The organism is Kribbella sancticallisti, from assembly GCF_039530625.1.
In the GTDB taxonomy this organism is placed as follows: Bacteria; Actinomycetota; Actinomycetes; order Propionibacteriales; family Kribbellaceae; genus Kribbella; species Kribbella sancticallisti.
In genome coordinates, this window is sequence record NZ_BAAAOS010000008.1 from 82,991 (window position 1) to 103,595 (window position 20,605).

Genomic DNA, 20,605 nt, shown 5'->3' on the forward strand with positions numbered 1-20,605 from the left:
CGACGCTGTTCACCGACATGGAGCGCAGATGAAGTTCACCACCGTATTCATCCAGCGGCGCCTGGTCGCGCTGGCGTTGTTGCTCCTCATCGTGTCCTTTGCCGTGTTCAGCCTGCTCGACCTCAGCCCGGGCAGCCCCGAGGAGGCGCTGCTCGGGCCTGAGGCACGGACCAACCCGGCGTCGGTCGAGGCCATCCGGGAGGAGTACCACCTGGACCAGCCCCTCCTGCGGCGATACTGGAACTGGCTCGCCGACGTGGCGCATCTCGACCTCGGACGTTCCACCGAGTCGGGTGAGGCGGTCACCCACGTGATCGCCCAGCGGCTCGTGCTCACCACGCAGCTCGGTCTGTTCGCGGCCGCGATCGTCTTGCTCGTCGGTGTGCCGGTGGGAATGCTGGCGGGTCTCCGGCGTGGCAGCAGCTTCGATCGCGTCGTCACTTCGGCGGCCATCTTCCTGGCGAGCGCGCCTCCGTTCGCAGTGGGGATCTTGTTGATCCTGATGTTCGGCGTGTGGCTCGACTGGCTCCCGCCGTTCGGGGTAGGCGACGGCGCCGTGGACCGGCTCAGGCATCTCGTGCTGCCGGCCTTGGCTCTGGCAAGCGCCGCGCTTGCCATCGTGGTCCGACAGACGCGGGCAGCGGCGTTAGGTGTCATCGACCAGGACTACGTACTCTTCGCGAGAGCACGCGGGCTCTCGCGAAGAACCATCTTCCTCAACTACGCGTTCCACAACGCGGCCCTGCCCGTCGTGACGACCGTCGGACTCCTCCTGGTGTTCAGCCTCTCGGGTGCCGTCTTCGTCGAAACGGTGTTCGGGCTTCCGGGCGTCGGGTCGCTGTTGATCGAGTCGATCAACAGCAGGAACATCCCGGTAGTCCAAGGGCTCACCCTCCTGACCGCCGCGATCGTCGTGCTCGGGAACCTTTTCACGGACCTACTAGCGCTCGCCATCGACCCACGCACTCGCTACGCCGGGACGGCCTGATGTCAGACACGCCGACGATCGATCCGACCTTCATCGCGATCCCGACTCGCCGCAGCAGGCGCAGACGGATCTCCCCCCTCCTGATCGCCTGCTCGGGCGTCTTGCTGTTCGTCGCCGTGTGTGCGGTCGCCGGCAGCGCAGTCGCGCCTCATGACCCGGGCGCCCAGGACCTCGCGTTGGGGCCGGCTCCAGCGAGTGCCGACCACTGGCTCGGCACGGACGGGTTGGGGCGTGATGTCTTCTCCCGGCTCATCGCCGGTACGCGCAACGCGGTCGTCGGCCCCCTGCTGGTGGCCATCGGCACTGTGCTCATCGGGACGACGCTGGGCATGCTGGCCGGCCTGCGCGGCGGCCGGGTGGACTCGCTCATCTGCAGGTTCGCCGACCTCGTCTACGCCCTGCCCGCCCTGCTGATGGTTGTCGTCATCGTCGGTATGGTCGGTGGCGGCTCGCTCATCGCCTGGGCGGTCTTCATCTTCTTCTCCATCCCGACCGAGATCCGACTGACCCGCAGCGCAACCTTGCGACAGTCAAAGCTCGCGTATCTCGATGCGGCCAGGACGTTGGGACTCTCCACGCCCCGCATCCTGTTCCGGCACGTGCTGCCCAACATCCTGCCCACTGTCGTCGCGACCGGCATGCTCGACTTCGTCGGTGCGTTGGTCGGCCTGTCGTCCCTGGCTTTCCTCGGACTCGGTGTGGCGCCCGGGACAGCCGACTGGGGCCTGATGCTCGCTGAGGAGCGGTCGATCATGGATCTGAACGTCTGGGCCGCGCTGGGCCCGGCCCTGATGATCATTCTCACGGCAGTGTCGGGCACGGTCGTTGGCGACTGGCTCTATGACCGTCTCTCGCAGGACCGAGGCCGCGCATGAAGGCGGTGAAGACCGGTACCGATCAGGTCCATCAGGTCGCCCGCGGCGAGGCTCATCTCAAGGTCCGCGACCTGACCGTGCACGCGACGGCGGGTGGTGCGTCGCGCACGCTCGTGCAGGATGTGTCATTCCGGCTGCGGCCGGGGGAGACGCTAGGCATCGTCGGGGAGTCGGGCAGCGGCAAGTCGATGACCGCAAAGGCTCTGGTCGGGCTGCTTCCGCCCGGCGTCCGTGCCGGAGGCAACGCGACGTTCGGGGGTGAACAGCTCGTGGGCCGCCCCGAGCGGGAACTGAGGCGCCTGCGGGGCAGCCAGATCTCGTTGCTTCTGCAGGACCCCTTCACCATGCTCAATCCGCTGCAGACAGCGGCGAGGCATATCGACGAGTCTCTTGCCTCGGACCGGCGACTGTCGCGGGCCGAACGTGCCAGAGAGGTTCGCCGGCGCCTTGCCGAGGTCGGCATCGAAGACGCCGACGCCGCGCACCGGTATCCCTTCCAGCTCTCCGGCGGCATGCAACAGCGGGTCGCGCTTGCCGCCGCCCTGGCCAAGAACCCGAGCCTGCTGATCGCGGACGAGCCGACGACTGCGTTGGACGCATCCATCCAGCACGACGTGCTCTTGCTGCTGAGGCAGATCCAACGCGATCGCAACATGGGCCTCATCCTGATCACCCACGACCTGCGCGTGGCGTTGTCCGTCTGCGACCGCATCATGGTCATGTACGCCGGTACCGTCATCGAGGACGGCCCGTCGCCCGCCGTCAAGGCGGCTCCGCAGCACCCCTACTCACTCGGACTGCTGCGCGCTGAGCCGCCTTTGACCCATGCCCGGGCGCACCTGTCCAGCATCCCCGGCAACGTTCCGTCCGCGGACACCGTCAAGAACATCTGCGGTTTCAGTCCACGGTGTGATTGGGCGACGCCCGAGTGCCGCGCCGGGAAACCACTTCTTGCCGTGGTCGAGTCGGACCATCGCAGCGCATGCCGACGCATCGACGACATCCGACCCGGCCTTCGGGAACGACAGACCAGCGACGATGCGGCCGTGCCGCCCGCGCCGCCCGCCTCCCTCGACAGCCCCATCCTGAGCGTCCACCAGCTGAGGAAGGTCTACCGCGTCGAAGGGATGGTAGGACCAGCACGGACCCACGAAGCACTCGCTGGGGTGTCATTCGAGATCGGCGTCGGAGAGAGTGTGGGACTGGTCGGGGAGTCGGGGTCAGGAAAGACGACCATCGCGCGCTGCTTGCTCGGACTGAACCGTCCCACCGAAGGCAACATCCACCTCGATGGCATCGACATCACCGACTATCGCAAGCTCAAACCGAGCGACCTCCGCAAGGTGCGGCACCTGGTGCAGTGCGTCTTCCAGAACCCGTACGCCTCGCTCAATCCCGCGCGCACGGTCGGCGCCACCCTGAGGGAGGCGGTCAACGTGCGAGGCCATGCCGTCGACCTTTCCGTCGAGGTCGACCGGATGCTCGAGCTGGTCGGGCTCCCCCGTGCGTACAGCAGTCGGCGACCGGCGTTGCTGTCCGGTGGAGAGAGACAGCGGGTGGCGATCGCGCGTGCTCTGGCGATTCGACCTCGGCTCCTCATCTGTGATGAGCCGGTGGCGGGCCTTGACGTGTCGGTGCAAGCTCAAGTGCTCGAGCTCCTCCGACAGTTGCGACGCGAGCTGTCGATGAACATGCTCTTCATCTCCCATGACCTTGCGGTGGTACGGCAGATCACCGACCGGGTCGTCGTGCTCCACCGAGGCGAGATCGTCGAGCAAGGCGTCACCGGTGAGGTCTTCGCGGATCCCCAGCACCCATACACCAAGCGGCTCGTGCAGGCGGTTCCACGAGCATGAGCCGTCGTCCAGGAGGAAGCACGTGAGAGTCGTCGTCGTCGGCGGTGGAGTGATCGGTCTTGCCTGCGCCTACGAGCTGCTGCGCAGGGGGGAGGAGGTGACGATTCTGGAGGCACACACTGCCGGCTCGGGTGCCTCCTTCGGGAACCTGGGGTGGATGGTGCCTGCCCAGATGCGTCCCGTGCCGGCCCCCGGCATGGTCGCCCAGGCCCTGCGCTGGATGCTGCGCCCCGACAGTCCGCTCTACATCCGGCCGTCGTTGAGTCCGGGCTTCATCCGATTCATGTACGGGATGTGGCGTCACTGCAACGAGAAGAGCTTCCGGGCAGGTCTGTTGGCCCACTTGCTCCTCGCGGAGGGCAGCATGCAGCTCCTCGACGACTACAAGCAGGACGGTATCGATTTCGAGATGCACGCCCAGGGCCTGCTCCAGGTGTTCGCGTCCGCGAAGCAGTTCGACAACCACGTGGCGGGGCTGGATCTCCTGCGCGGCCACGGCTTCCGGCCGCAGCTGCTCGACGGCACCGAACTGACCCGCGTCGAACCGGCACTTCGATCCGGGCTTCGTGGCGGCATCTTCTTCCCCGACGAACGGCACGTCCGGCCGGACAGCCTGGCTGACGGCCTGGCCAGGCGCTGCCTCGCGCTAGGGGGAAAGCTCATCGAGGGTGCGGCCGTACAGCGCGTGCACGACCGAGCCGGGCGGGTGGTGGAGGTCGAAACTGACGACGGGCGGTACTCCGCTGACGTGTTCCTTCTGGCCGCCGGAGTTTGGTCGGGCTCGCTCTCCCGCAAGTTCGGTGCCGGGCTGCCTATCCGGCCGGGCAAGGGCTACAGCCTGGACTACACCGAGTCGCCGCTCGCCTTGCGCAGCCTGGTCAAGCTGATGGAACCGCAAGTTGCTTTGAGCCCGTTCGACGGCTGGTTGCGGCTCGCGGGCACAATGGAGTTCGCCGGCCTGGATCTGAAGGTCAACGAACGACGTGTCCGAGCGATCACCAAGGCCCCGGTCGAGTACCTGAATGACTGGAACCCCTCCTCGCCGGCCCAGAGCGTCTGGGCGGGTGCTCGCCCCATGACTCCCGACGGCCTGCCAGTCATGGGGCGTCTCGCCGCCTTGCAAAATTGCTACGTGGCTGCCGGCCACGGCATGTTAGGCCTCACGTTGGGACCGGCGACAGGGTCGGTGATGGCCGAAGCCATGACCGAGGGTCACGTTCCGGCGGTACTCGAACCCTTCAGTCCGCGCCGCTTCGGTGCTTGAAATCCGCTCCTGCCAGCGACATCCTCATCCGGGCAGGGTCGCACAGAGATGATGGAGGCCATGGGAAACGACAACGTGCTGCTGAGCTCCGGAACCGTCTATGACGGTCTCGGTTCGCCCGGGAGGACCGCGGACGTGCTCGTCCGTGACGGTCGCATCGCATCGATCTCCGACGTACCGCTCAAAGTCCCCTCGGCGATGCGAATCGACTGCACCGGTCGGGCGGTCGCACCGGGCTTCGTCGACACCCACGCACACAGTGACGTGGTCCCGCTGTTGCCCGACCCTCAGCCGTTCAAGCTGCTGCAGGGCGTCACCACCGAGGTGGTGGGCAACTGCGGCATCAGCTTCGCACCCCTGGACCATGCGGCCTTAGAGAGTGCTGCGGACCTGGTCGGCAATCTGGCCAAAGGAGTGGCCCTCGAACCGGGCGGATTCGCCGCGCTGCTCGATCGGTTAGCGGACGCCGGCCCGACAAACAACATGGCGATGTTGGTGGGGCACAACGCGCTGCGGCTGAGCGCCAACGGCACCGAACCGGAGCTGGGGCCATCGGCACTGGCGCGCATGGAACGACTTGCCGCGGAGGCCTTCGAGGCCGGCGCTGTCGGGTTCTCCACCGGCTTGATCTACCCGCCCGGGAGCTTCGCCGGCATCGAGGAGCTTACCGCCCTGGCGCGAGTCGCCGCTCGGTTCGGCGGCCTGTACGCCACCCACATGCGTGACGAGGGCCGCCGACTCGAAGCGGCGATGGCCGAAGCGGTGGCGGTCGCTCGCCAGGCGGGGACCCGGCTCCAGATCTCGCACTGCAAAGTGGCCGGACGTGGGAACCACGGCAAGGCCGCCGCTCTGGTTAGCATGCTGGAGGCTGCCCGACTCGACGGCGTCGACGTATACGGCGACCAGTACCCGTATGCCGCCGGGTCGACGGTCCTGCTGGCCCTTCTGCCAACCAGAGCGACAGCCGGAGGCGCCACCGCCCTGACCGAGCGGCTCCGCGATCCCTCCGTCCGAGCTTCGTTGCGGTCCGATGCCGATCGGGGCGAGCCAGGCGACGGGCTGTGGGCCGCGTGCACGCCCGACGACGTCCTCATCATCGACCACACCGACGCAGGCGTCGTGGGGCTGACGCTCGCGGAGGTGTGCCGATTACGTGACGAGCACCCCTTCGAGGCCCTGTGTCGATTGGTCGGCGAGGACCCACGCGCAGAAGCGGCGTTGACCTTGATGGCAGAGAACGACGTGCGGACCATCATGGCGAGCCCTCTCGTCGGGATCGGGTCGGACAGCGGTCTGCCACTCGGTCTTCAGCATCCGCGCACCTGGGGGTCCTTCCCGACGGTGCTGGGTCGCTACGTCCGTGAGCTCGCCGTCCTTAACCTGCCTGAAGCGCTACGGAAGGCGACGTCCTTCGGGGCGCGGCAGTTCCGCCTCACCGGACGCGGCGCCTTGCTGCCCGGTTACATCGCTGACGTCACCGTGTTCGACCCGCAGAAGATCGGGCACGAAGCCGACTACCTGGATCCGTCAGGCCCCGTGACCGGCGTGCACACCGTCCTCCTGGCCGGCGAGGTGGTCGTCGACGACGGCGTCTTCAACGGCTCACGTTCCGGCCGGATACTCCGGCACGGTGCCTCCACCATCGCTTCATGAACCGACCTCACGCCGGTCGGACGAGGCCACGTCGGCCCCATCTCGGTTCGCCATCGAGGTCACGCGCCCTGGCGGCGTGCAAGCTGGGATCGGAGAGAGGAGCCGATCGGGAGCTCGATCCTCGAAGGGGACGCCGGTGAATGGTGCACGGCGTTGACGGCAATCCGCAGCTCATCGCTCTGTCCGAGCGGGTGACCGGTGTTGGGGTTGCGATCCCAGGTCGGGAAGTCGCTGCTAGTGATCGACAACCGCAGCCGGTGCCCTGTCTTCACGACATGGCCCACTCCACCCAGGGTGATGACGAACTCGTAGACCTCACCAGCGTCGAGGAGTGTCTCCTCGGTCAGGGACGCATGGAACCGCGCCCTCAGCCGACCCTCAGCCAGAAGCATTGAGCCGGCATCGGGCGAGACGTCGTGTAGGGCGATGAACCAGTCGGTGTCCGGTGAGTTAGAGCTGCCGAAGAGGTGCAAGCGTGGCTGCCCCAGGAGAATCAGGTCCTCCGGCTGGGCGTCACCGGTGAAGACGAGTACGTCGCTCCGGCTCTGCTGGAAGCGCCGATCCAGCGGGGCCTCCGACCAGGTCGGGGAGAAGAATTCTTCGTCCAGCACACTGGGCACCGGATCAGCGGGGTCGTAGTGGTACGAGTCGGCCTGCTCCGGACCCACAGGGGACTGGGAGGTGAGCCGGCCGTCGCCGGTCAAGGTGTTCGCCTGACCGTCGCTGTGCAGGTACATCGTGGCCCAGTTGGCCGGCGACGTCGGCCAACTGTCGGTCGCCACCCAGGTGTCGGCACCGGTGAGGAAGAGCCGGATCTTCTCACTGTCCGGCTCTGCTGCCGGAAGGTCGCGGAGCCAGCGGTCGAACCAGGCCCTGTGCACATCGTCCATGTCCATCAGTGCGCCGGGTCCGAAGTTGACGCCGCCGAAGTCCTGACGCGGCTTGCGGGTGCCACCGTGATCCCACGGACCGATGATGAGGTGCTGGTCGTCGGCTCGAGGAGACTCACTGCTCATGGCGTCGTAGAAGTAGAGCGAGCCGGGCTGGTCGTCGTCGTACCAACCGGTGACATGCAGCACCGGGATGTCGATGCGGCGGAAGTCGTCGTCCAGTCGCTGCGACTGCCAGTAGTCGTCGAGCCGCGCGTGCGTCAGCCACTCGCGCCAGGTCTCCAGCCTGCGTCCGAGGCGCTCGTCCATCGAGACGAGCGGCAGATGCCTGAACACCTCGGGCCAGTTGTCCACCAGCCCGGGATCCTGCACGACACGCCTGCCGGCGATGTTCAGCCAGGCGAGCATGACGAGCATGAGGCAGCCGTTGTGGTATGGATTCTCCTGGAACCACTTGCCGCTGGTGGCAGTGCTGACCATCGTCGTCAGATGCTCCGGCCGTTCGCGGGCGAGGGCCCACTGGCACCACCCGCTGTAGGACCCGCCCATCGTCGCGACCTTGCCGTTGCTCCACGGCTGTGCGGCGGCCCATTCGACGCTGTCGTAGCCGTCGACGCCCTCGAACCGGAATGGGGTCCAGTGCCCCTCGGAGTCGTGGCGACCGCGGACATCTTGTGTGATGAAGACGTACCCGTGGTCAGATAGATACTGTCCGGTCGCGACGTAGCTCGGACGCTGTTTGTTGTAGGGAGTGCGGTGCAGGACGACCGGATACGGGCCTCCATGGGGACCGGCTTCCGGGAAGTAGATGTCAGCAGACAGACGGGTGCCGTCCCTCATCGGAACTGCCACGTCCCGAAGCCGCCGCAGCGGCGGACCTTCATCGTGAGCTGGCACACGGTTGCTCGTCACGGTCTTTCCTTGCTGGCAGCGTTTGCTAGATCGGCACAGGTCCACGCCATGGCGGTCGCCCCGTCGAGAGCCGCCCAATCCGCGGGCGGGGCAGCGCAAGCCGCCGCGAACTCCGGTTGGTGATTCACAGCATCACCGCTCGAGATATTGAGGGTCGGATGGATGGCGGGGCAGACCTGGCTGACATTGGCCATGTCCGTCGACCCGGCCATCCGCTCCAGCGCCTCAGCGGAGAACTCGGCGAAGCTACGACCGAGCGCCTCTGCGTTCGAGCGGTACCGGCCGGCCAGCTCCTCGGAATGGGCGAAGTGACTGTAGGTCCGCCCACTTTCCACCGACACGTCGCAGCCCGTTGCCTCGGCTCCGGCCCGGAAACAACCGTTGACCCGGTCGAGCAGCACCTCGAGGCTATCGAGGTCAGGCGCCCGCACGTACCACTGCCCGCTGGTCTGGTCGGGCACGACGTTCGGGGCGTCGCCACCGTGCCGGACGATCCCATGGACCCGATCACCGGGGTGTAGATGCTGCCGCAGAAGGCCGATCCCCACCTGAGCTACCGTGAGTGCGTCAGCCGCGTTCAGCCCCGCCTCCGGGAAGGCAGAAGCGTGCGCTGCCTTGCCGCGGTAGGTGACGTCCAACGGGGTGAACGCGCGACAAGGCATCTGGTCGAGCTCGAAAGGCGCGGGGTGCACCATCATCGCTGCGTCGACTCCGTCGAAGGCGCCACCCTCGAGCATGATGATCTTGCCACCTCCGCTCTCCTCGGCGGGGGTGCCGAGCACGGTCAGTGTGAGCCCCAGGTCGTCGACGAACGGCGCCAGCGCCAGACCGGCACCCGCGCCGGCCGCGGCGATCACGTTGTGGCCGCAGGCATGCCCGACACCTGGGAGTGCGTCGTACTCCAGGCAGATCACCACGTGGACCGGGCCACTGCCGATTGTGGCCCGGAGAGCAGTCGGGAGCTCGTAAACGCCCTGCTCGACCGGCAAGCCGTGCGCCTCGAGCAGGTCACCGACCCAGCCGCAGGCGCGTACCTCCTCGAACGCGGTCTCCGGGTGGGCGTGGATCCGGTGGCTCAGGGCGATCAGGTCGTCGGCGGCCGCGTGTACGCGTTCCGCCAGCTCGTCCTTGATCGACGTCATCCTGCGCGCAGGAATTCGCTGATTTGCGCGGCCAGGAACTCAGGCACCTCGACGATCATCCCGTGCGTCGCCTCGACCTGTCGAAACTCGACGGTGGGGCAGTCCTCGGTCACCGCGGTGAGATCTTGTCGCAGCCCGACCCGATAGGCGGCCATCAGCTCTAGTAGCGACGACGGTTCTTCTTCCGACCGTCCTTGCTCTCCTCCAGGCTCACGTCCGAGCGACAAGTAGACGAGCAGCGGGCAACGGACGCGACGGTAGAGAGCCATCAGGTCCAGCTCGCCGATCCGAGCGCTCAGTTCCTCGGCCGCCTCGATCCCGGGGCGCAGGCGATAGCGACCGTCGGCATCGACCGTCACCGTTCGCTCCAAGGCGGCCAGGCCGAACTCCCGGGGCATCCCGTGCTCCGCGGCTTCTTCGAGGAACTCGTCCTTGACCGCGGCGAGCTCCGATTCAGTCAACGCGTGGCCACGCTGGGCGAGCGCAGCCGCACGCCGGCTCCTCATGTCGGCCAGGTGCTCGATCACGGTCTGGCGGTCGATGCCGACGTACTGCTCGGGACGACCCATCCCATGACCATCCAGGTTCACCGCCCCGGCGCAGTCCACCTCGTCGGCGCCGTACATGGCGGCGACCATGCCGCCGAGGGAGTGTCCCACGACGGCCGGCCGCTCGAGTCCGAGGGCGGTGACGACGGACCGAACGTCATCCAGGACGGCTTCCCAAATCCATGCACCGTCACCCGACCTGCCGTGGTTGCGGAGATCCATGGCGACGACACGATGGCCCCGCACCAGGTGCTCGGCCATCGGCGACCAGTCGGTCAGCGTGCGGCCGGCTCCATGCAGAAGGAGAATAGGCTGGCCCTTGCCGCCATAATCACGCACTGCGATACGTATCCCGTCGCTGCCGTCGACGCTGCTGTCGTGCTCTGTGTCACTGCCGGACATGCTCCTCATTTCCTCGCTGTGTGGGTGTCGAGTCGATCAGTCCGCTGGTGGGCGCCGCCGCCCGAGCGGCGAAGGCCACGAGCCAGCAACCCATAGGCCAGACCGCCGAGGACGAATCCGGGCTCGATGAGGACGAGCAGCGGCGGGGTTGATCTTGCCGGAGGCCTGCTCCGCTCGACGGCGAGCATCGTCAGGCCGAGTGCCCCACGAGACAACAGGGCACCGCTGGCGACCGTGGCGAAGAGGCGCACCAAGCGGGTCAGTTGGCTTCCTCGCGACGGTCGAAGGGAAGCGACCGCCAGGACTGCGCCGAGGGTCGCCAGGATCGAGACCACGTAGTTGTACCTGATGAACCACGTCTTCGCGAATGCCTGGTCGGCCGCGTCGGACGTGTCGCCGAGCCCTTTGCGCCCACCGGCGGCCCAATACAGGTGCAGGGCGGCGAAGGCTGCGGACCACACGGCCGAAGAGCCTGCGGCGGCGAGTCGAGGCGCGGGAACGGTGATCTGCGCCGCCGGGTCGCGGGGACCGGGCGCTCCTCTCATCGACCTCTTCGGCACTGGTGATCCCTCCTGTGTGTCGTCGGCATGCTCTCGGTCGGCCTCAGTCAGCATGCGTCGGCGGGCATATTGGACCGCTCCTGCTGCCCGTCGCCGGGGATCCCCAACTGAGCACGGAACAAGCGGACCCAGTTCTCGCCGAGGATGAGCCGCACCTGGTCTGCACTGAAGCCGTGGCTCAACAGGGCCTCGGTGACCTTCGGCAAGCCCTCGGGTCCTCCGAGGCCGGGGACGAACCTGCGTCGGTCGAAGCCCACGTCGTCGCTGGCTCCGTAAGAGCGCAGCGTTTCCTCGTGAACCTCCTTGACGAAGTCAGGCCCTAGGCCAACGTGCTCGATGCCTGCCACCGACACCACGTGCGCAATGTGATCAACGATCCGGCTCAGCGTCGGGCGATCGGGGTCGATCAAGCCGGCGACGAAAGCGACTCCGACGACCCCGCCGCTCTGGGCCAGCACCCTGAGTCTCTCGTCGGTGAGGTTGCGGTGATGCGGGCGTTGGACCCAGGCCGACGAGTGCGTAGCGACGACCGGACGCCGGGTGTGCCGGACGAGGTGGTCCACACCCGAACCGGCGAGGTGTGAGACGTCGACCAGCATTCCGATGCGCTCCATCACAGTGACGGCCTCGAGGCCGGCGCGCGTCAATCGGCTGTGCGTGTCCTCCTCCGCGCTTCCGTCGGCGAGTGGGTTGCGGCCGAAGTGGGTCAGCGATGCAATCCGTACTCCCAGCCTGAACAGCGTCTGGAGAAGGTCGACGTCGACGCCGATCGCATCACAGCCCTCCAGCGCCAGGACCAAGGCGATGCGCCCTGCAGCGACGGCCGAATCGACGTCCGCGCCGGTCAGGCACAACGTCACCTGGTCGGCGTTCTGCTCCGCGATGCGGTGGGCGCACTCGATCATCCGGACGGTTCGCCGGAGCATGCTCTCAGGAGCGACGTCTTCGCCGACGAAGACCGACAAGCACTGCACGTCGATCCCACCGGCCCGCAGCTGAGGAATCCAGTGCTCGCGGAAGTATCGCGACTGCTGGATCCCCGGCCGGAGACTAACGAGCATCAGCAGGTCACTGTGGGCGTCAACGACCAGGGAGTCGTGATGCAGCTGCTCCGCCTCATTCACGTGCGCACTTCTTCCTTCTCTCTCTCACGGAAGTCGAGTAACAGCATGTCCAACGGAGGTCCGTCCGTCATGGTTTTCTGGCACACTCGCACTACGACAATTTCGTCCGTCAGCACTAGGGGTCGTTCTCGTCGGTACACCGTCGCGGCCACTCGGCCCCACGCGTCGATCTCCGGTGATGCAGACGGGATGCCGGGCGTCGCCGGACTGGGCCGTGATCACGCCTTCAACGCGCCGGCGAGGACGCCGCGCACGAAGTATCGCTGGAAACCGACGAAGAGGATCGCCATCGGCAACAGGCTAAGCATTGCGACGGCTGTGGTGCCGCCGATGTTCTGGGTGAACTGGGTGTTGGTCGTGGCGATGCCCACGGTGAGGGTGCGCATCTCGGCGGACTGGGCCATCAGCAGCGGCCACAGGAAGGAATTCCAGCTGCCCACGAAGGTGAAGATCGCAAGCACGGCCATCGGCTGGAGGCACAGCGGAAGTACCACGCTGCCGAAGATGCGCAGCTCCGAGGCACCGTCGATGCGTGCCGACTCCAGCAGCGAGTCCGGAATACCACGAATGAATTGCCGCAGCAGGAAGACACCGAAAGGCCCAGCCAACGACGGGATGATCAGACCTGCGTAGGTGTCGACCATGCCGAGCCTGGCCGCGATCAGGTACACCGGCACCAAGGTGGCTGAGAAGGGCAACATCAGCGTGGCCAGCAGCAGCCCGAAGCTGAGGTCTCTGCCCGGGAACCTCAGCTTGGCGAACGCGTACGCAGCCAGCAGATCGACCAGCACCGTGAGGGCCGTGACCGCTCCGCCGACGAACAGGCTGTTCGCGACGTACCGCGGAACCAGCGGGTCGTTGAAGACCTCCCGGTAGTTCTGGAGCGTCCAGGTTGCCGGTGACAACGAGAACTCCAGGAACGTCGTCGACTTGAGCGACACCACCACCACTATGAGGACCGGTGCGGCGAACAAGAGACTGGTCAGCGTAGCCGTCAGGTGCATGGCAAGTAGAGATGGCCACTTCGAAAGACCTGCCTTCATTGGTCAACCGCCGCGCGGCGGCCGAGGAACGCCGCAGAAATGATGGCGGTGATCCCGAGCAGGATGACGCTCATGGTCGCGGCGTAGGCGACGGACCCGCCGTTGAAAGCGTTCTGGTAGACGTACCACATCGCGGTGTACGTCGCGGTTCCCGGGCCGCCGTTGGTCATGATGAAGACCAGGTCGAACACCTGGACAGCATTGATCGTGACCAGAGCGAGTACCACCTGGATGACGGGCTGGATCAGCGGCAACTTGATCCGGGTTAGCACCTGCCAGGTGCTGGCGCCGTCGATCCGGGCCGCTTCGAGGAGGTCACCAGGGATGCTGTTGAACCCGGCCATAAAGACGAGACCGTAGAAGCCGCAGCCGCTCCATGCCGTGATCAGGGCCAGGAAGACGATGGCGGTCGTCCCATCCGTAAGCCAGGGGATCTCGAGGCCGAAGACCCTTCTCATCAGCAGGTGCAGAGGTCCCTGCTCCGGGTCGATGAGGACCTTCCAGATCAATCCGGTCGCAACCACGGACAGCAGAGAGGGCAGATAGATGAGCGTGCGATGGATGACCATTCCCCGAAGTTTGGAGGCCAGTAGCAGACCCACCGAGCCGGCGACGATCAGCGTCACGGGTGTGGAGATGGACATGAACAGCAGCGTGTTGCGCAAGGAGTCACGGAAGAGCGTGTCGGCGAAGATGGTGCGGTAGTTGTCCAGCCCGGTGAAGCGTAGCCCGCTCAGGATGCTGCCACGTTGGAACGTCAGGACAAAGGTGTAGACGAACGGTACTGCGATGAACAAGCCGAACACCGCTGCTTTGGACAGCACAAACGGCGTGGCGACCGCCAGTTCCCGGATCGGCCGCCGCATCAGCCCGCCGCCGCGGCCATCTGCTTGATCTGGTTGCGGGCGTCGCGGATCATGTCGTCCAGTGACTGGCGGCCGGTGACGTAGTCGTTGATCTTTCCGATCAGGTACTCGTTCGGCTGGTACTTCAACGCCGGCGGGATCCGCTGAAACCTGGTCATCTTCGAGGCTTCGTTCATAAACTCGTTCATGCGCGGATCGGGCAGCTCAGTGTAGAAGGCACCGGCAGACCCGTTGATCGGCAGACCGAGAATCAGCCGGGTATAGCGCTCTTTGGGACCGGGCGAAAGGATGTGCTTGGCCAGCTTGTAGGCGGCCTCCCTGTTCTTGCTCTTCGCCGCCACCGCGATGTATCCGCACCCACCGACCATGAACTGGTCACCTCCCGGACCATTCGGCGGCTCGAGGAGCTTGAGCCGGGCAGCCGGGAAGGCTTTCGCTTGATCCGCCGACAGCGCGTGGGTCCACTGCATGCCGGACCTGCCGGAGACCATGGCGTTGGCCCACTTCGACTCGTCGGTGTAGAGTCCCGGCGGAGTGGCCGCGCCGGAGTCGACCATTTCCTTCATGTTCTCCAGTGCGCCTCGGCCGGCCTCGTTGTCGAACCCGATGTCCCTGCCGTCCTCGGAGATGTACTCGGTGCCGAACGACCAGAAGTAATGCCAGACGTAGTTCTCCTGGATAGCAGGCGCCGTCGGCCAGGTCATTCCATAGTGGTCGACCTTCGACTTGTCGAAGCCGGCCTCGCCCAGTCTGCGTCCCTTGGCATCGACGGTCATCGCCTTCGCGAAGTCGATCATCTCGGCGTAGGTGGTCGGGAACGGCGGCTTGCCGGCCTTCTCCCAGACGTTCAGGTTGACGGTGAGGTTGTGGCCGCTGTCGGTCACGTAGGGGATCGCCCGCAGTTCGCCGCCGGCTCCCTGCGCGACCTTGAGCAGACTCGGGTTCACATTTTCCAGCAGCTTGTCGATGTCCTCCTTCGGGGCGATGTCCCGGAAGTCGGCCAGCACACCGGAGTCACGCCACTTGTTCATCCAGGGAATGATCTGGTAGGTCACGTCCGGCGGGTTGCCGGCAGAGAAGGCGGCTGTGTATTTGGTAAGTGAGTCCTCCCAGGGAACCAGCAGCGTTTTGGCCGTCATTCCGGGGTTGTCTGCAGCGAAGCCCTTCTCGATCTCGGTGAGGAAGGCTTGCATCTCCTTCTGTCCGGCGTTCGGCTGGGTCCAGTAGACCGGCTGGCCGCTCCCGGCTCGCTCGCCGTCGTCCCCACAGCTGCTCAGAAGCAGGGCGCTGCCCACCCCAGCGGTCAGTTTCAAGAATTTCCGGCGGTCGATGCTTCCCGCCGCGCGCGCCATGCCGGTCATGTGGCTCTCCTTAGAGGTTGCATGCGGTGCTCGCTGGGACCGCGATGACTTGGCTAGAGATGGGTCAGATGCGGTAGGCGGCGCGGTTAGGCGGGCCCGGAGCCGAGCCGGAACCAGCCCTCGCGGAAATGCCAGGGCCGACACCTTCTGATCTGATCGATAACAGCTCGTTGCAGAGTGGTGGCCCGGGGCAATAGCGCGAGATCCGCCAGGGGTCGCTTGAAAAGGAACTCGACCACGGTGGCGGAGTCGTCCCTGGCCGGGTCGACCGGGCGGAGCGTGAAGCGTTGCTGGAAGCGGATGATGTTGGAGTCCACGGGTAGGTACTCCATCAATTGAGGGTCCAGCACCCATGAGGTGCAGACGGCGTACCGGTACTTCTCGTGCGGAAAGTGCCGTGTGAAGAACGAGCAAGCCAGTCCGACGGAGTCGTCCACCGATGTGGGCGTCAGCCTGCCTTCGGGGATATGCAGGCCAAGGACGCGGTCGCCAGGTTCCGGTCCACCATCGTCGGTCACGGTCCCGGGCGGCACGATCAGCCGTTCGTAGTGCAGCCGCCCCAGCGCGTAGACCGCGCCACGGAAGTGATGGGTCATCCAGTCCTGGGTGTGCAGGCCGCCGCTTCCGTAGATGGCGCGGTGATTGACCATCTGCGCAGCGACGACTCCCAGGCTGTCCCACGACACTTCGTCCGGGACGTGGTGGAGAGCGTGGTAGCGCCGGGCGTGTGGGACGGCGGCCAGGAACACCCAAACATACGCGAACCGGCCGACGGCACCCAAGTTCGACAGGGTCGGCCACGCTGGTGAAAGCCTTCCCGGCCGGCCGAGGTTCCCGGCCAGGTGCTGGTAGCACCTCTCGAGCAGCCACCAGAGTTCGGGATGACCCCGGGGGTCCGGACGGGCAGCAAGGATCTCGGTTCGGTCGATATCGCTGACGCCCAGATCGCGTAGATACCTGTCGGCCTCGGGGCCGTCTGGTAGCCGAAACCTGTCCGGCGAGGAATCGAACGCCGCCAGGTGTGCCAGATCATCCAGATCGCCGTCTGTCAGGCCGAGGGCTCGACGTGCGCGCTCGACATTGTCGCCCGGCGCCGCCGCGTCGTCATCGTCTACCCGGAACACGGTGCCCACTCTGCGAACTTGGTCACTCGCCGCAGCCTCTCAAGATTCGAAATATCGAAATTAAATCTTGTATCTTGCAACTGCTGAGTCGAATATGCGCGGGCCCCATCGTTCTGTCAAGCGCTGCGGACAGACTGCAGCCGATGTCGGAACCGTCGGTTGTCGATCCGACCCAACGCCATCGACGCGCCGGCAGGCCGCTCGAAGGGTCGGCGATGCACCGCTCTGTCGGCTCAGCCGAGTTTCGGCGCGCCGAGTTTCGCGGAGATGGTGCGACCGGAGCGTGTTGGATCGGAACCGTTCACCGTCGCGGTGGTGGGGGCGGTCCGACACCGCTCCGTCCCTGCCCGCCGTGGATCGGCGAACCGAGGAATCGCGCGATCTCGTCGACGACCAGTTCGGGCTGATCGAGTGCGACGAAAGTGTAGCTGTCGGGCACCTCGACGAGCCGTGCGTCGGGAAAGATCTCCATCCACCGGTGGGCATGGCTGATTGGGAAGAATCGGTCCTCCGGCGCCCAGAGGAGCAGCACGGGCTTGTCGAAGGCGCTCAGTCGATCGGCTGCGGCGAGCGTGTCGATGTTGTCGAAGGCACGCACGAATCGACGAGCGTCGCGACGGATTCCGCGGGTGGAGAGGAAAGGCCGCAGCCAGGCGCTGGTCGTTTCCGCTGGTAGCGGATCTTTGGCGAGCCAGCCGAAGGCCATCGGTAGCCGGTGGAACGGCCGCGCGCGCAGCACTTGAAGGCCAACTGTGAGGCCGCCGGGCACGCGCGCGATGTACTGCAGCGGCCGGAAGCCGCGGGGTGGAAAGTTCTCGAACGAGTCGCTCGGCGTCATGACCAGGCGGCTTACGCGATCACATCCCTCAGCGAGAAGGAGTTGCGTGACGGCACCGCCCGTGTCGTTGGCGACCAGGGTCACGTCACGCAGATCGAGGACTTCGAGGAACTCGCCGATCATGCGAGCTACGCCCAGCGGGCTCACGTCGGCTTCGGCCGTCATCGGGAGGGTGTGGGCGCCCATCGGCCAATCTGGGCAAACGCAGCGGAAGTTTGCCTCAAGGGAATCACTGACTTTGTGCCACAGCGATCCGTTGACGAACAGGCCATGGACGAAAACTATCGGGGAACCGCTGCCGCGATCCCGATAGCGGATGCGGCCGCTGGCGAGAGTGACTTCGGGCATTAGTTGAGGAATCGTTTCAACCGCTCAACGAGCCATTCCGGTCGCTCTTCGGCGATGAAGTGCCCGCAGTCTGGCACCAGTTCGAGACGCATGTCGTCGGCGTAGTCGCGGTAGCTGTCCGGGACGCCGATCGTCAGCGGGTCATACTCGCCGTTGAGATGCAAGGTTTGGACCCGTTGGCGGAGGGCTCGGTAGTGGTTGATGAAGAACGGCAGTTCACGCCGCAAGAGGTTGCGGTCGTACCGGATCGTGGCGTCATCGGAAACCGGCCGGCGCATTTGCCGCATGAAGATCTCGGCTTCTTCCGGCGTGAATTCCCCCGCATGACGCCAAGCTCGAAGGCAGCGCTCGGTGACACCGAGGCGCGTCGTCGCAGTGTTTCCCAGTAGGGAGATGAGGTAGATGTGCCACGGGGCGCGCCAAAGCCGAAATGGGGCGCCGTCGAGTGTCCACGGATGGACCCCTGCGAGCGCCACGAATTGCAGAATGCGGTCAGGCCAGTTGAGGCAGGTCCGGTACCCGATCGCCAAGCCCCAGTCGTGCCCGATCAACCGCGCACGGTCGACTCCGAGTTCGTCCATCAAGTCGACGACGTCGCGAGCCATGCGCTCCAGGCTGTACCCGCGTTGCGACCCATCGGACCAGCCCATGCCGCGCAGGTCGGGGCAGATGACGCGGTAGTGCTCGGAGAGTGGACCGATCACGTGGCGCCATGACCACCAGTGCTGCGGCCAGCCGTGCAGCAGGATCAGCGGTTCGCCTTCGCCGGCTACGGCGTAGTGGATCCGCAGCCCGTCGATGTCGACGACATGGTGTTCGAGGTCGGCGACCATGGGCAGGTCCTGCGGGGTGGCCATGGTCGAAGATCTGGACATGGGCTGAGAATAGCGAGCGCTCACTATGAATGCAATGATGGGTCTGGTCACGCGACGCCGTACCCAGAGATATGGTCTACAAGATGGTCTCGAGACAGCCCACCAGCGAGCGGCGTGCGCGCACCAGGGAGCGCCTTGTCAAGGCCGCCGCTGACGTCGTGGCCGAACGCGGATTCCATGCCGCGGCGGTCGACCAGATTGCCGAGCGTGCCGGGTTGTCCATCGGAGCGCTGTACTCGAACTTCGCCGGTAAGGACGATCTGTTGCTCGCGGTCTTCGACAACCATGTCCACTGGTTCGAAGAGCAGGTCACCGCCCGTCTCGACGAGCCGGATCTCGCTGGCACGGTGATGCGATGGCTGACGCTCACCGATGAGAGCGCCAACCAGTTCCTGGTGTTCATCGAGTTCTGGGCCTATGCCGTGCGCAAGCCGAAGGTCCGCCTGCAGTTCGCGAAGCGTATGGAACAGATGCGTTCGCACGTCGCTGCCGCGCTGGAGCACCGAGCCGAAGCCCGTGCCTCTGCCCTGCCGCTTCCAGCCGACCTCATCGCCCTCCTCGGCCTGGCGGTCGGGCGAGGGCTCGCTCTCGAGCATCTCGCTGACCCCGATGCCGTTCCGAATCCCGCCATCGCGGGACTCCTTACGGCGTTCGGTGATGATTCGTAGGCACCTCCTGAGTCGGCATGTACACGTCATACCGTCCCGAGGTGGCCGATCCTGTTTCCTCAGCTCCGGGCGAGTGCCGGTACGACGGAGGCCGCGGTGGCGGATCGGACGTCGGAAACCGACACGTCCGGTGCGAGTTCGGCCACGTGGAAGCTCCCGCCGGCAATGTTCTGGACGGCGAGATTGGTGACGCGTCGGACGAGGGCCTGCCGGTCAAGGGCAGGGTGCACTGGTCGACGAGTTTCGGGTTTCCGTCCTTGGTGGTGTGTTCCATCAGGACGATGACGCGTTTGGCGCCTTGGCAGAGGTCCATGGCTCCGCCCATACCTCTGACCATCCCGCCGAGCACCATCCAGTTGGCGAGGTCCCCGGTGGCGGAGACCTGCATGCCGCCGAGGACTGCAACGTCGATGTGGCCGCCGCGGATCATCGCGAAGCTGGTGGCAGAGTCGAAATGGGACGCGCCGGGGAGGACGGTGATCGTTTCCTTGCCGGCGTTGACCAGGTCGGGGTCGATATCGTCCTCGTACGGGTAGGGGCCGACACCGATGATGCCGTTCTCGGAGTGAATAACCGGCTGACGGTCCGGGCCGAGGTGGGTCGGGATGAGCGTGGGCAGGCCGATACCGAGGTTGACATACTGGCCATCGGAAAGTTCTTCCGCTGCTCGCGCGGCCATCTGCTCACGCGTCCAGGGCATCTTGCCCTCCCTCGACTGGGCGGGGGCGGCGGGTGGTGCGTTTTCTCGACGCCTTTGAGACCGGCTTGCGCGGGGGTGGAGGGGACGACGTTGTGGACGAAACGCCCGGGAGGTGGACGGCATCTGGGTCGAGTTCGCCCACCTCGAGCAGAGATTCGGCTTCGAGGATGGTGCGACGGCCTGCCATGGCGGCAGCCGGGTTGAAGTTGCAGGCGGAGGCGTTGAACACAGCGTTGCCCGCGCGGTCGGCGACGGCTGCGCGGACGAGGGCGAAATCAGTGACGATCGACTCCTCCAGCACCATCGTTCGGCCGTGAAAGGTGCGGGACTCCTTCGCGGATGAGGCGACGGCGACCGTCCCGTCTGGAGCGTAACGCCACGGCAGACCGCCTTCTTCGGCGAGCGTCCCGACGCCGGTCGGAGTGAAGAAGGCGCCGATCTCGGAGCCACCCGCGCGAAGCCGTTCGGCAGGGTGCCCTGCGGCGTCAGCTCCACCTCGAGTTCACCGGCCAGGTATTGCCGGGTCCAGCAACGCCTCGATCATCACCCACGGGATTCCGGCCAAGCC

General features: G+C 66.0%; 19 protein-coding genes. 6 read left to right on the top strand and 13 right to left on the bottom strand.

What is annotated here, in order from left to right; genetic code table 11:
• Positions 1-28: 28 nt before the first annotated feature.
• Genes ABD255_RS06120 through ABD255_RS06140 form a run of 5 tightly spaced genes read left to right on the top strand, consistent with a single transcriptional unit; the run spans position 29 to position 6,636 of the window.
• Positions 29-988, top strand: coding sequence for an ABC transporter permease (locus ABD255_RS06120; protein ID WP_344210695.1), 960 nt, complete (start codon positions 29-31; stop codon positions 986-988).
• Positions 988-1,863 (top strand): ABC transporter permease, encoded by an 876-nt coding sequence (locus tag ABD255_RS06125; protein ID WP_344210697.1) that lies wholly within the window; start codon positions 988-990, stop codon positions 1,861-1,863. The genes ABD255_RS06120 and ABD255_RS06125 overlap by 1 nt, the downstream gene beginning before the upstream one ends.
• Complete coding sequence (locus ABD255_RS06130) at positions 1,860-3,719, top strand: ABC transporter ATP-binding protein (RefSeq protein WP_344210699.1); 1,860 nt, start codon at positions 1,860-1,862, stop codon at positions 3,717-3,719. Before ABD255_RS06125 ends, ABD255_RS06130 begins: the two co-directional genes overlap by 4 nt.
• Positions 3,720-3,741: 22 nt before the next feature.
• The gene (locus ABD255_RS06135) at positions 3,742-4,983 is read left to right on the top strand and encodes an NAD(P)/FAD-dependent oxidoreductase (RefSeq protein ID WP_344210701.1); all 1,242 of its coding nucleotides are present in this window, start codon (positions 3,742-3,744) and stop codon (positions 4,981-4,983) included.
• Positions 4,984-5,043: 60 nt separating this feature from the next.
• The gene (locus tag ABD255_RS06140; RefSeq protein ID WP_344210703.1) at positions 5,044-6,636 is read left to right on the top strand and encodes an N-acyl-D-amino-acid deacylase family protein; all 1,593 of its coding nucleotides are present in this window, start codon (positions 5,044-5,046) and stop codon (positions 6,634-6,636) included.
• A 59-nt stretch (positions 6,637-6,695) separates the two neighbouring features.
• Here ABD255_RS06140 and ABD255_RS06145 read toward each other — a convergent pair whose 3' ends face one another.
• From ABD255_RS06145 to ABD255_RS06195, 11 genes are all read right to left on the bottom strand, one after another.
• Positions 6,696-8,366, bottom strand: a complete 1,671-nt coding sequence (locus ABD255_RS06145; RefSeq protein ID WP_344210705.1) for a CocE/NonD family hydrolase — start codon at positions 8,364-8,366, stop codon at positions 6,696-6,698.
• 68 nt (positions 8,367-8,434) lie between these two features.
• A complete protein-coding gene (locus ABD255_RS06150; RefSeq protein ID WP_344210707.1) occupies positions 8,435-9,580 on the bottom strand; it encodes a M20 family metallopeptidase in 1,146 nt (381 codons plus the stop codon).
• Positions 9,577-10,530 carry an alpha/beta fold hydrolase gene (locus ABD255_RS06155; RefSeq protein ID WP_344210709.1) on the bottom strand — a complete coding sequence of 318 codons (954 nt, stop codon included), beginning with the start codon at positions 10,528-10,530 and terminating at the stop codon, positions 9,577-9,579. Before ABD255_RS06155 ends, ABD255_RS06150 begins: the two co-directional genes overlap by 4 nt.
• A 5-nt stretch (positions 10,531-10,535) precedes the next feature.
• Entirely contained in the window at positions 10,536-11,075 is a 540-nt protein-coding gene (locus ABD255_RS06160; protein ID WP_344210711.1) for a DUF3995 domain-containing protein, read from the bottom strand.
• Positions 11,076-11,137: 62 nt separating this feature from the next.
• The gene (locus ABD255_RS06165; protein WP_344210713.1) at positions 11,138-12,214 is read right to left on the bottom strand and encodes a dipeptidase; all 1,077 of its coding nucleotides are present in this window, start codon (positions 12,212-12,214) and stop codon (positions 11,138-11,140) included.
• 218 nt (positions 12,215-12,432) lie between these two features.
• The gene (locus tag ABD255_RS06170) at positions 12,433-13,164 is read right to left on the bottom strand and encodes a carbohydrate ABC transporter permease (RefSeq protein WP_425554383.1); all 732 of its coding nucleotides are present in this window, start codon (positions 13,162-13,164) and stop codon (positions 12,433-12,435) included.
• Between the two features lie 89 nt (positions 13,165-13,253).
• The gene (locus ABD255_RS06175) at positions 13,254-14,123 is read right to left on the bottom strand and encodes a carbohydrate ABC transporter permease (protein WP_344210717.1); all 870 of its coding nucleotides are present in this window, start codon (positions 14,121-14,123) and stop codon (positions 13,254-13,256) included.
• A complete protein-coding gene (locus ABD255_RS06180) occupies positions 14,123-15,484 on the bottom strand; it encodes an ABC transporter substrate-binding protein (protein WP_344210719.1) in 1,362 nt (453 codons plus the stop codon). The genes ABD255_RS06175 and ABD255_RS06180 overlap by 1 nt, the downstream gene beginning before the upstream one ends.
• 86 nt (positions 15,485-15,570) lie before the next feature.
• The gene (locus tag ABD255_RS06185) at positions 15,571-16,608 is read right to left on the bottom strand and encodes an acyltransferase domain-containing protein (RefSeq protein WP_344210721.1); all 1,038 of its coding nucleotides are present in this window, start codon (positions 16,606-16,608) and stop codon (positions 15,571-15,573) included.
• 301 nt (positions 16,609-16,909) lie between these two features.
• Entirely contained in the window at positions 16,910-17,794 is an 885-nt protein-coding gene (locus ABD255_RS06190) for an alpha/beta fold hydrolase (protein WP_344210723.1), read from the bottom strand.
• Positions 17,794-18,720, bottom strand: coding sequence for an alpha/beta fold hydrolase (locus ABD255_RS06195; protein ID WP_344210725.1), 927 nt, complete (start codon positions 18,718-18,720; stop codon positions 17,794-17,796). The genes ABD255_RS06190 and ABD255_RS06195 overlap by 1 nt, the downstream gene beginning before the upstream one ends.
• 32 nt (positions 18,721-18,752) lie before the next feature.
• Here ABD255_RS06195 and ABD255_RS06200 point away from each other — a divergent pair, with 32 nt between their 5' ends.
• The gene (locus tag ABD255_RS06200) at positions 18,753-19,337 is read left to right on the top strand and encodes a TetR/AcrR family transcriptional regulator (protein ID WP_344210727.1); all 585 of its coding nucleotides are present in this window, start codon (positions 18,753-18,755) and stop codon (positions 19,335-19,337) included.
• Here ABD255_RS06200 and ABD255_RS06205 read toward each other — a convergent pair.
• Together ABD255_RS06205 and ABD255_RS43635 are read right to left on the bottom strand one after the other, a co-directional pair.
• A complete protein-coding gene (locus tag ABD255_RS06205; RefSeq protein ID WP_425554384.1) occupies positions 19,312-20,016 on the bottom strand; it encodes a 3-oxoacid CoA-transferase subunit B in 705 nt (234 codons plus the stop codon). The two genes, ABD255_RS06200 and ABD255_RS06205, sit on opposite strands and share 26 nt — an antisense overlap.
• A 4-nt stretch (positions 20,017-20,020) precedes the next feature.
• A complete protein-coding gene (locus ABD255_RS43635; protein ID WP_425554385.1) occupies positions 20,021-20,476 on the bottom strand; it encodes a CoA transferase subunit A in 456 nt (151 codons plus the stop codon).
• Positions 20,477-20,605 lie beyond the last annotated feature (129 nt).

Bases quoted from the DNA above. Each gene is read 5' to 3' on its own strand.
- ABD255_RS06130 (WP_344210699.1), top strand. From the start codon at position 1,860: ATGAAGGCGGTGAAGACCGGTACCGATCAGGTCCATCAGGTCGCCCGC.
- ABD255_RS06160 (WP_344210711.1), bottom strand. From the start codon at position 11,075: ATGAGAGGAGCGCCCGGTCCCCGCGACCCGGCGGCGCAGATCACCGTT.
- ABD255_RS06205 (WP_425554384.1), bottom strand. From the start codon at position 20,016: ATGGCCGCGCGAGCAGCGGAAGAACTTTCCGATGGCCAGTATGTCAAC.
- ABD255_RS06200 (WP_344210727.1), top strand. From the start codon at position 18,753: ATGGTCTCGAGACAGCCCACCAGCGAGCGGCGTGCGCGCACCAGGGAG.
- ABD255_RS06125 (WP_344210697.1), top strand. From the start codon at position 988: ATGTCAGACACGCCGACGATCGATCCGACCTTCATCGCGATCCCGACT.
- ABD255_RS06140 (WP_344210703.1), top strand. From the start codon at position 5,044: ATGGGAAACGACAACGTGCTGCTGAGCTCCGGAACCGTCTATGACGGT.
- ABD255_RS06180 (WP_344210719.1), bottom strand. From the start codon at position 15,484: ATGACCGGCATGGCGCGCGCGGCGGGAAGCATCGACCGCCGGAAATTC.
- ABD255_RS06145 (WP_344210705.1), bottom strand. From the start codon at position 8,366: ATGAGGGACGGCACCCGTCTGTCTGCTGACATCTACTTCCCGGAAGCC.
- ABD255_RS06120 (WP_344210695.1), top strand. From the start codon at position 29: ATGAAGTTCACCACCGTATTCATCCAGCGGCGCCTGGTCGCGCTGGCG.
- ABD255_RS06175 (WP_344210717.1), bottom strand. From the start codon at position 14,123: ATGCGGCGGCCGATCCGGGAACTGGCGGTCGCCACGCCGTTTGTGCTG.
- ABD255_RS06150 (WP_344210707.1), bottom strand. From the start codon at position 9,580: ATGACGTCGATCAAGGACGAGCTGGCGGAACGCGTACACGCGGCCGCC.
- ABD255_RS06155 (WP_344210709.1), bottom strand. From the start codon at position 10,530: ATGTCCGGCAGTGACACAGAGCACGACAGCAGCGTCGACGGCAGCGAC.
- ABD255_RS06190 (WP_344210723.1), bottom strand. From the start codon at position 17,794: ATGCCCGAAGTCACTCTCGCCAGCGGCCGCATCCGCTATCGGGATCGC.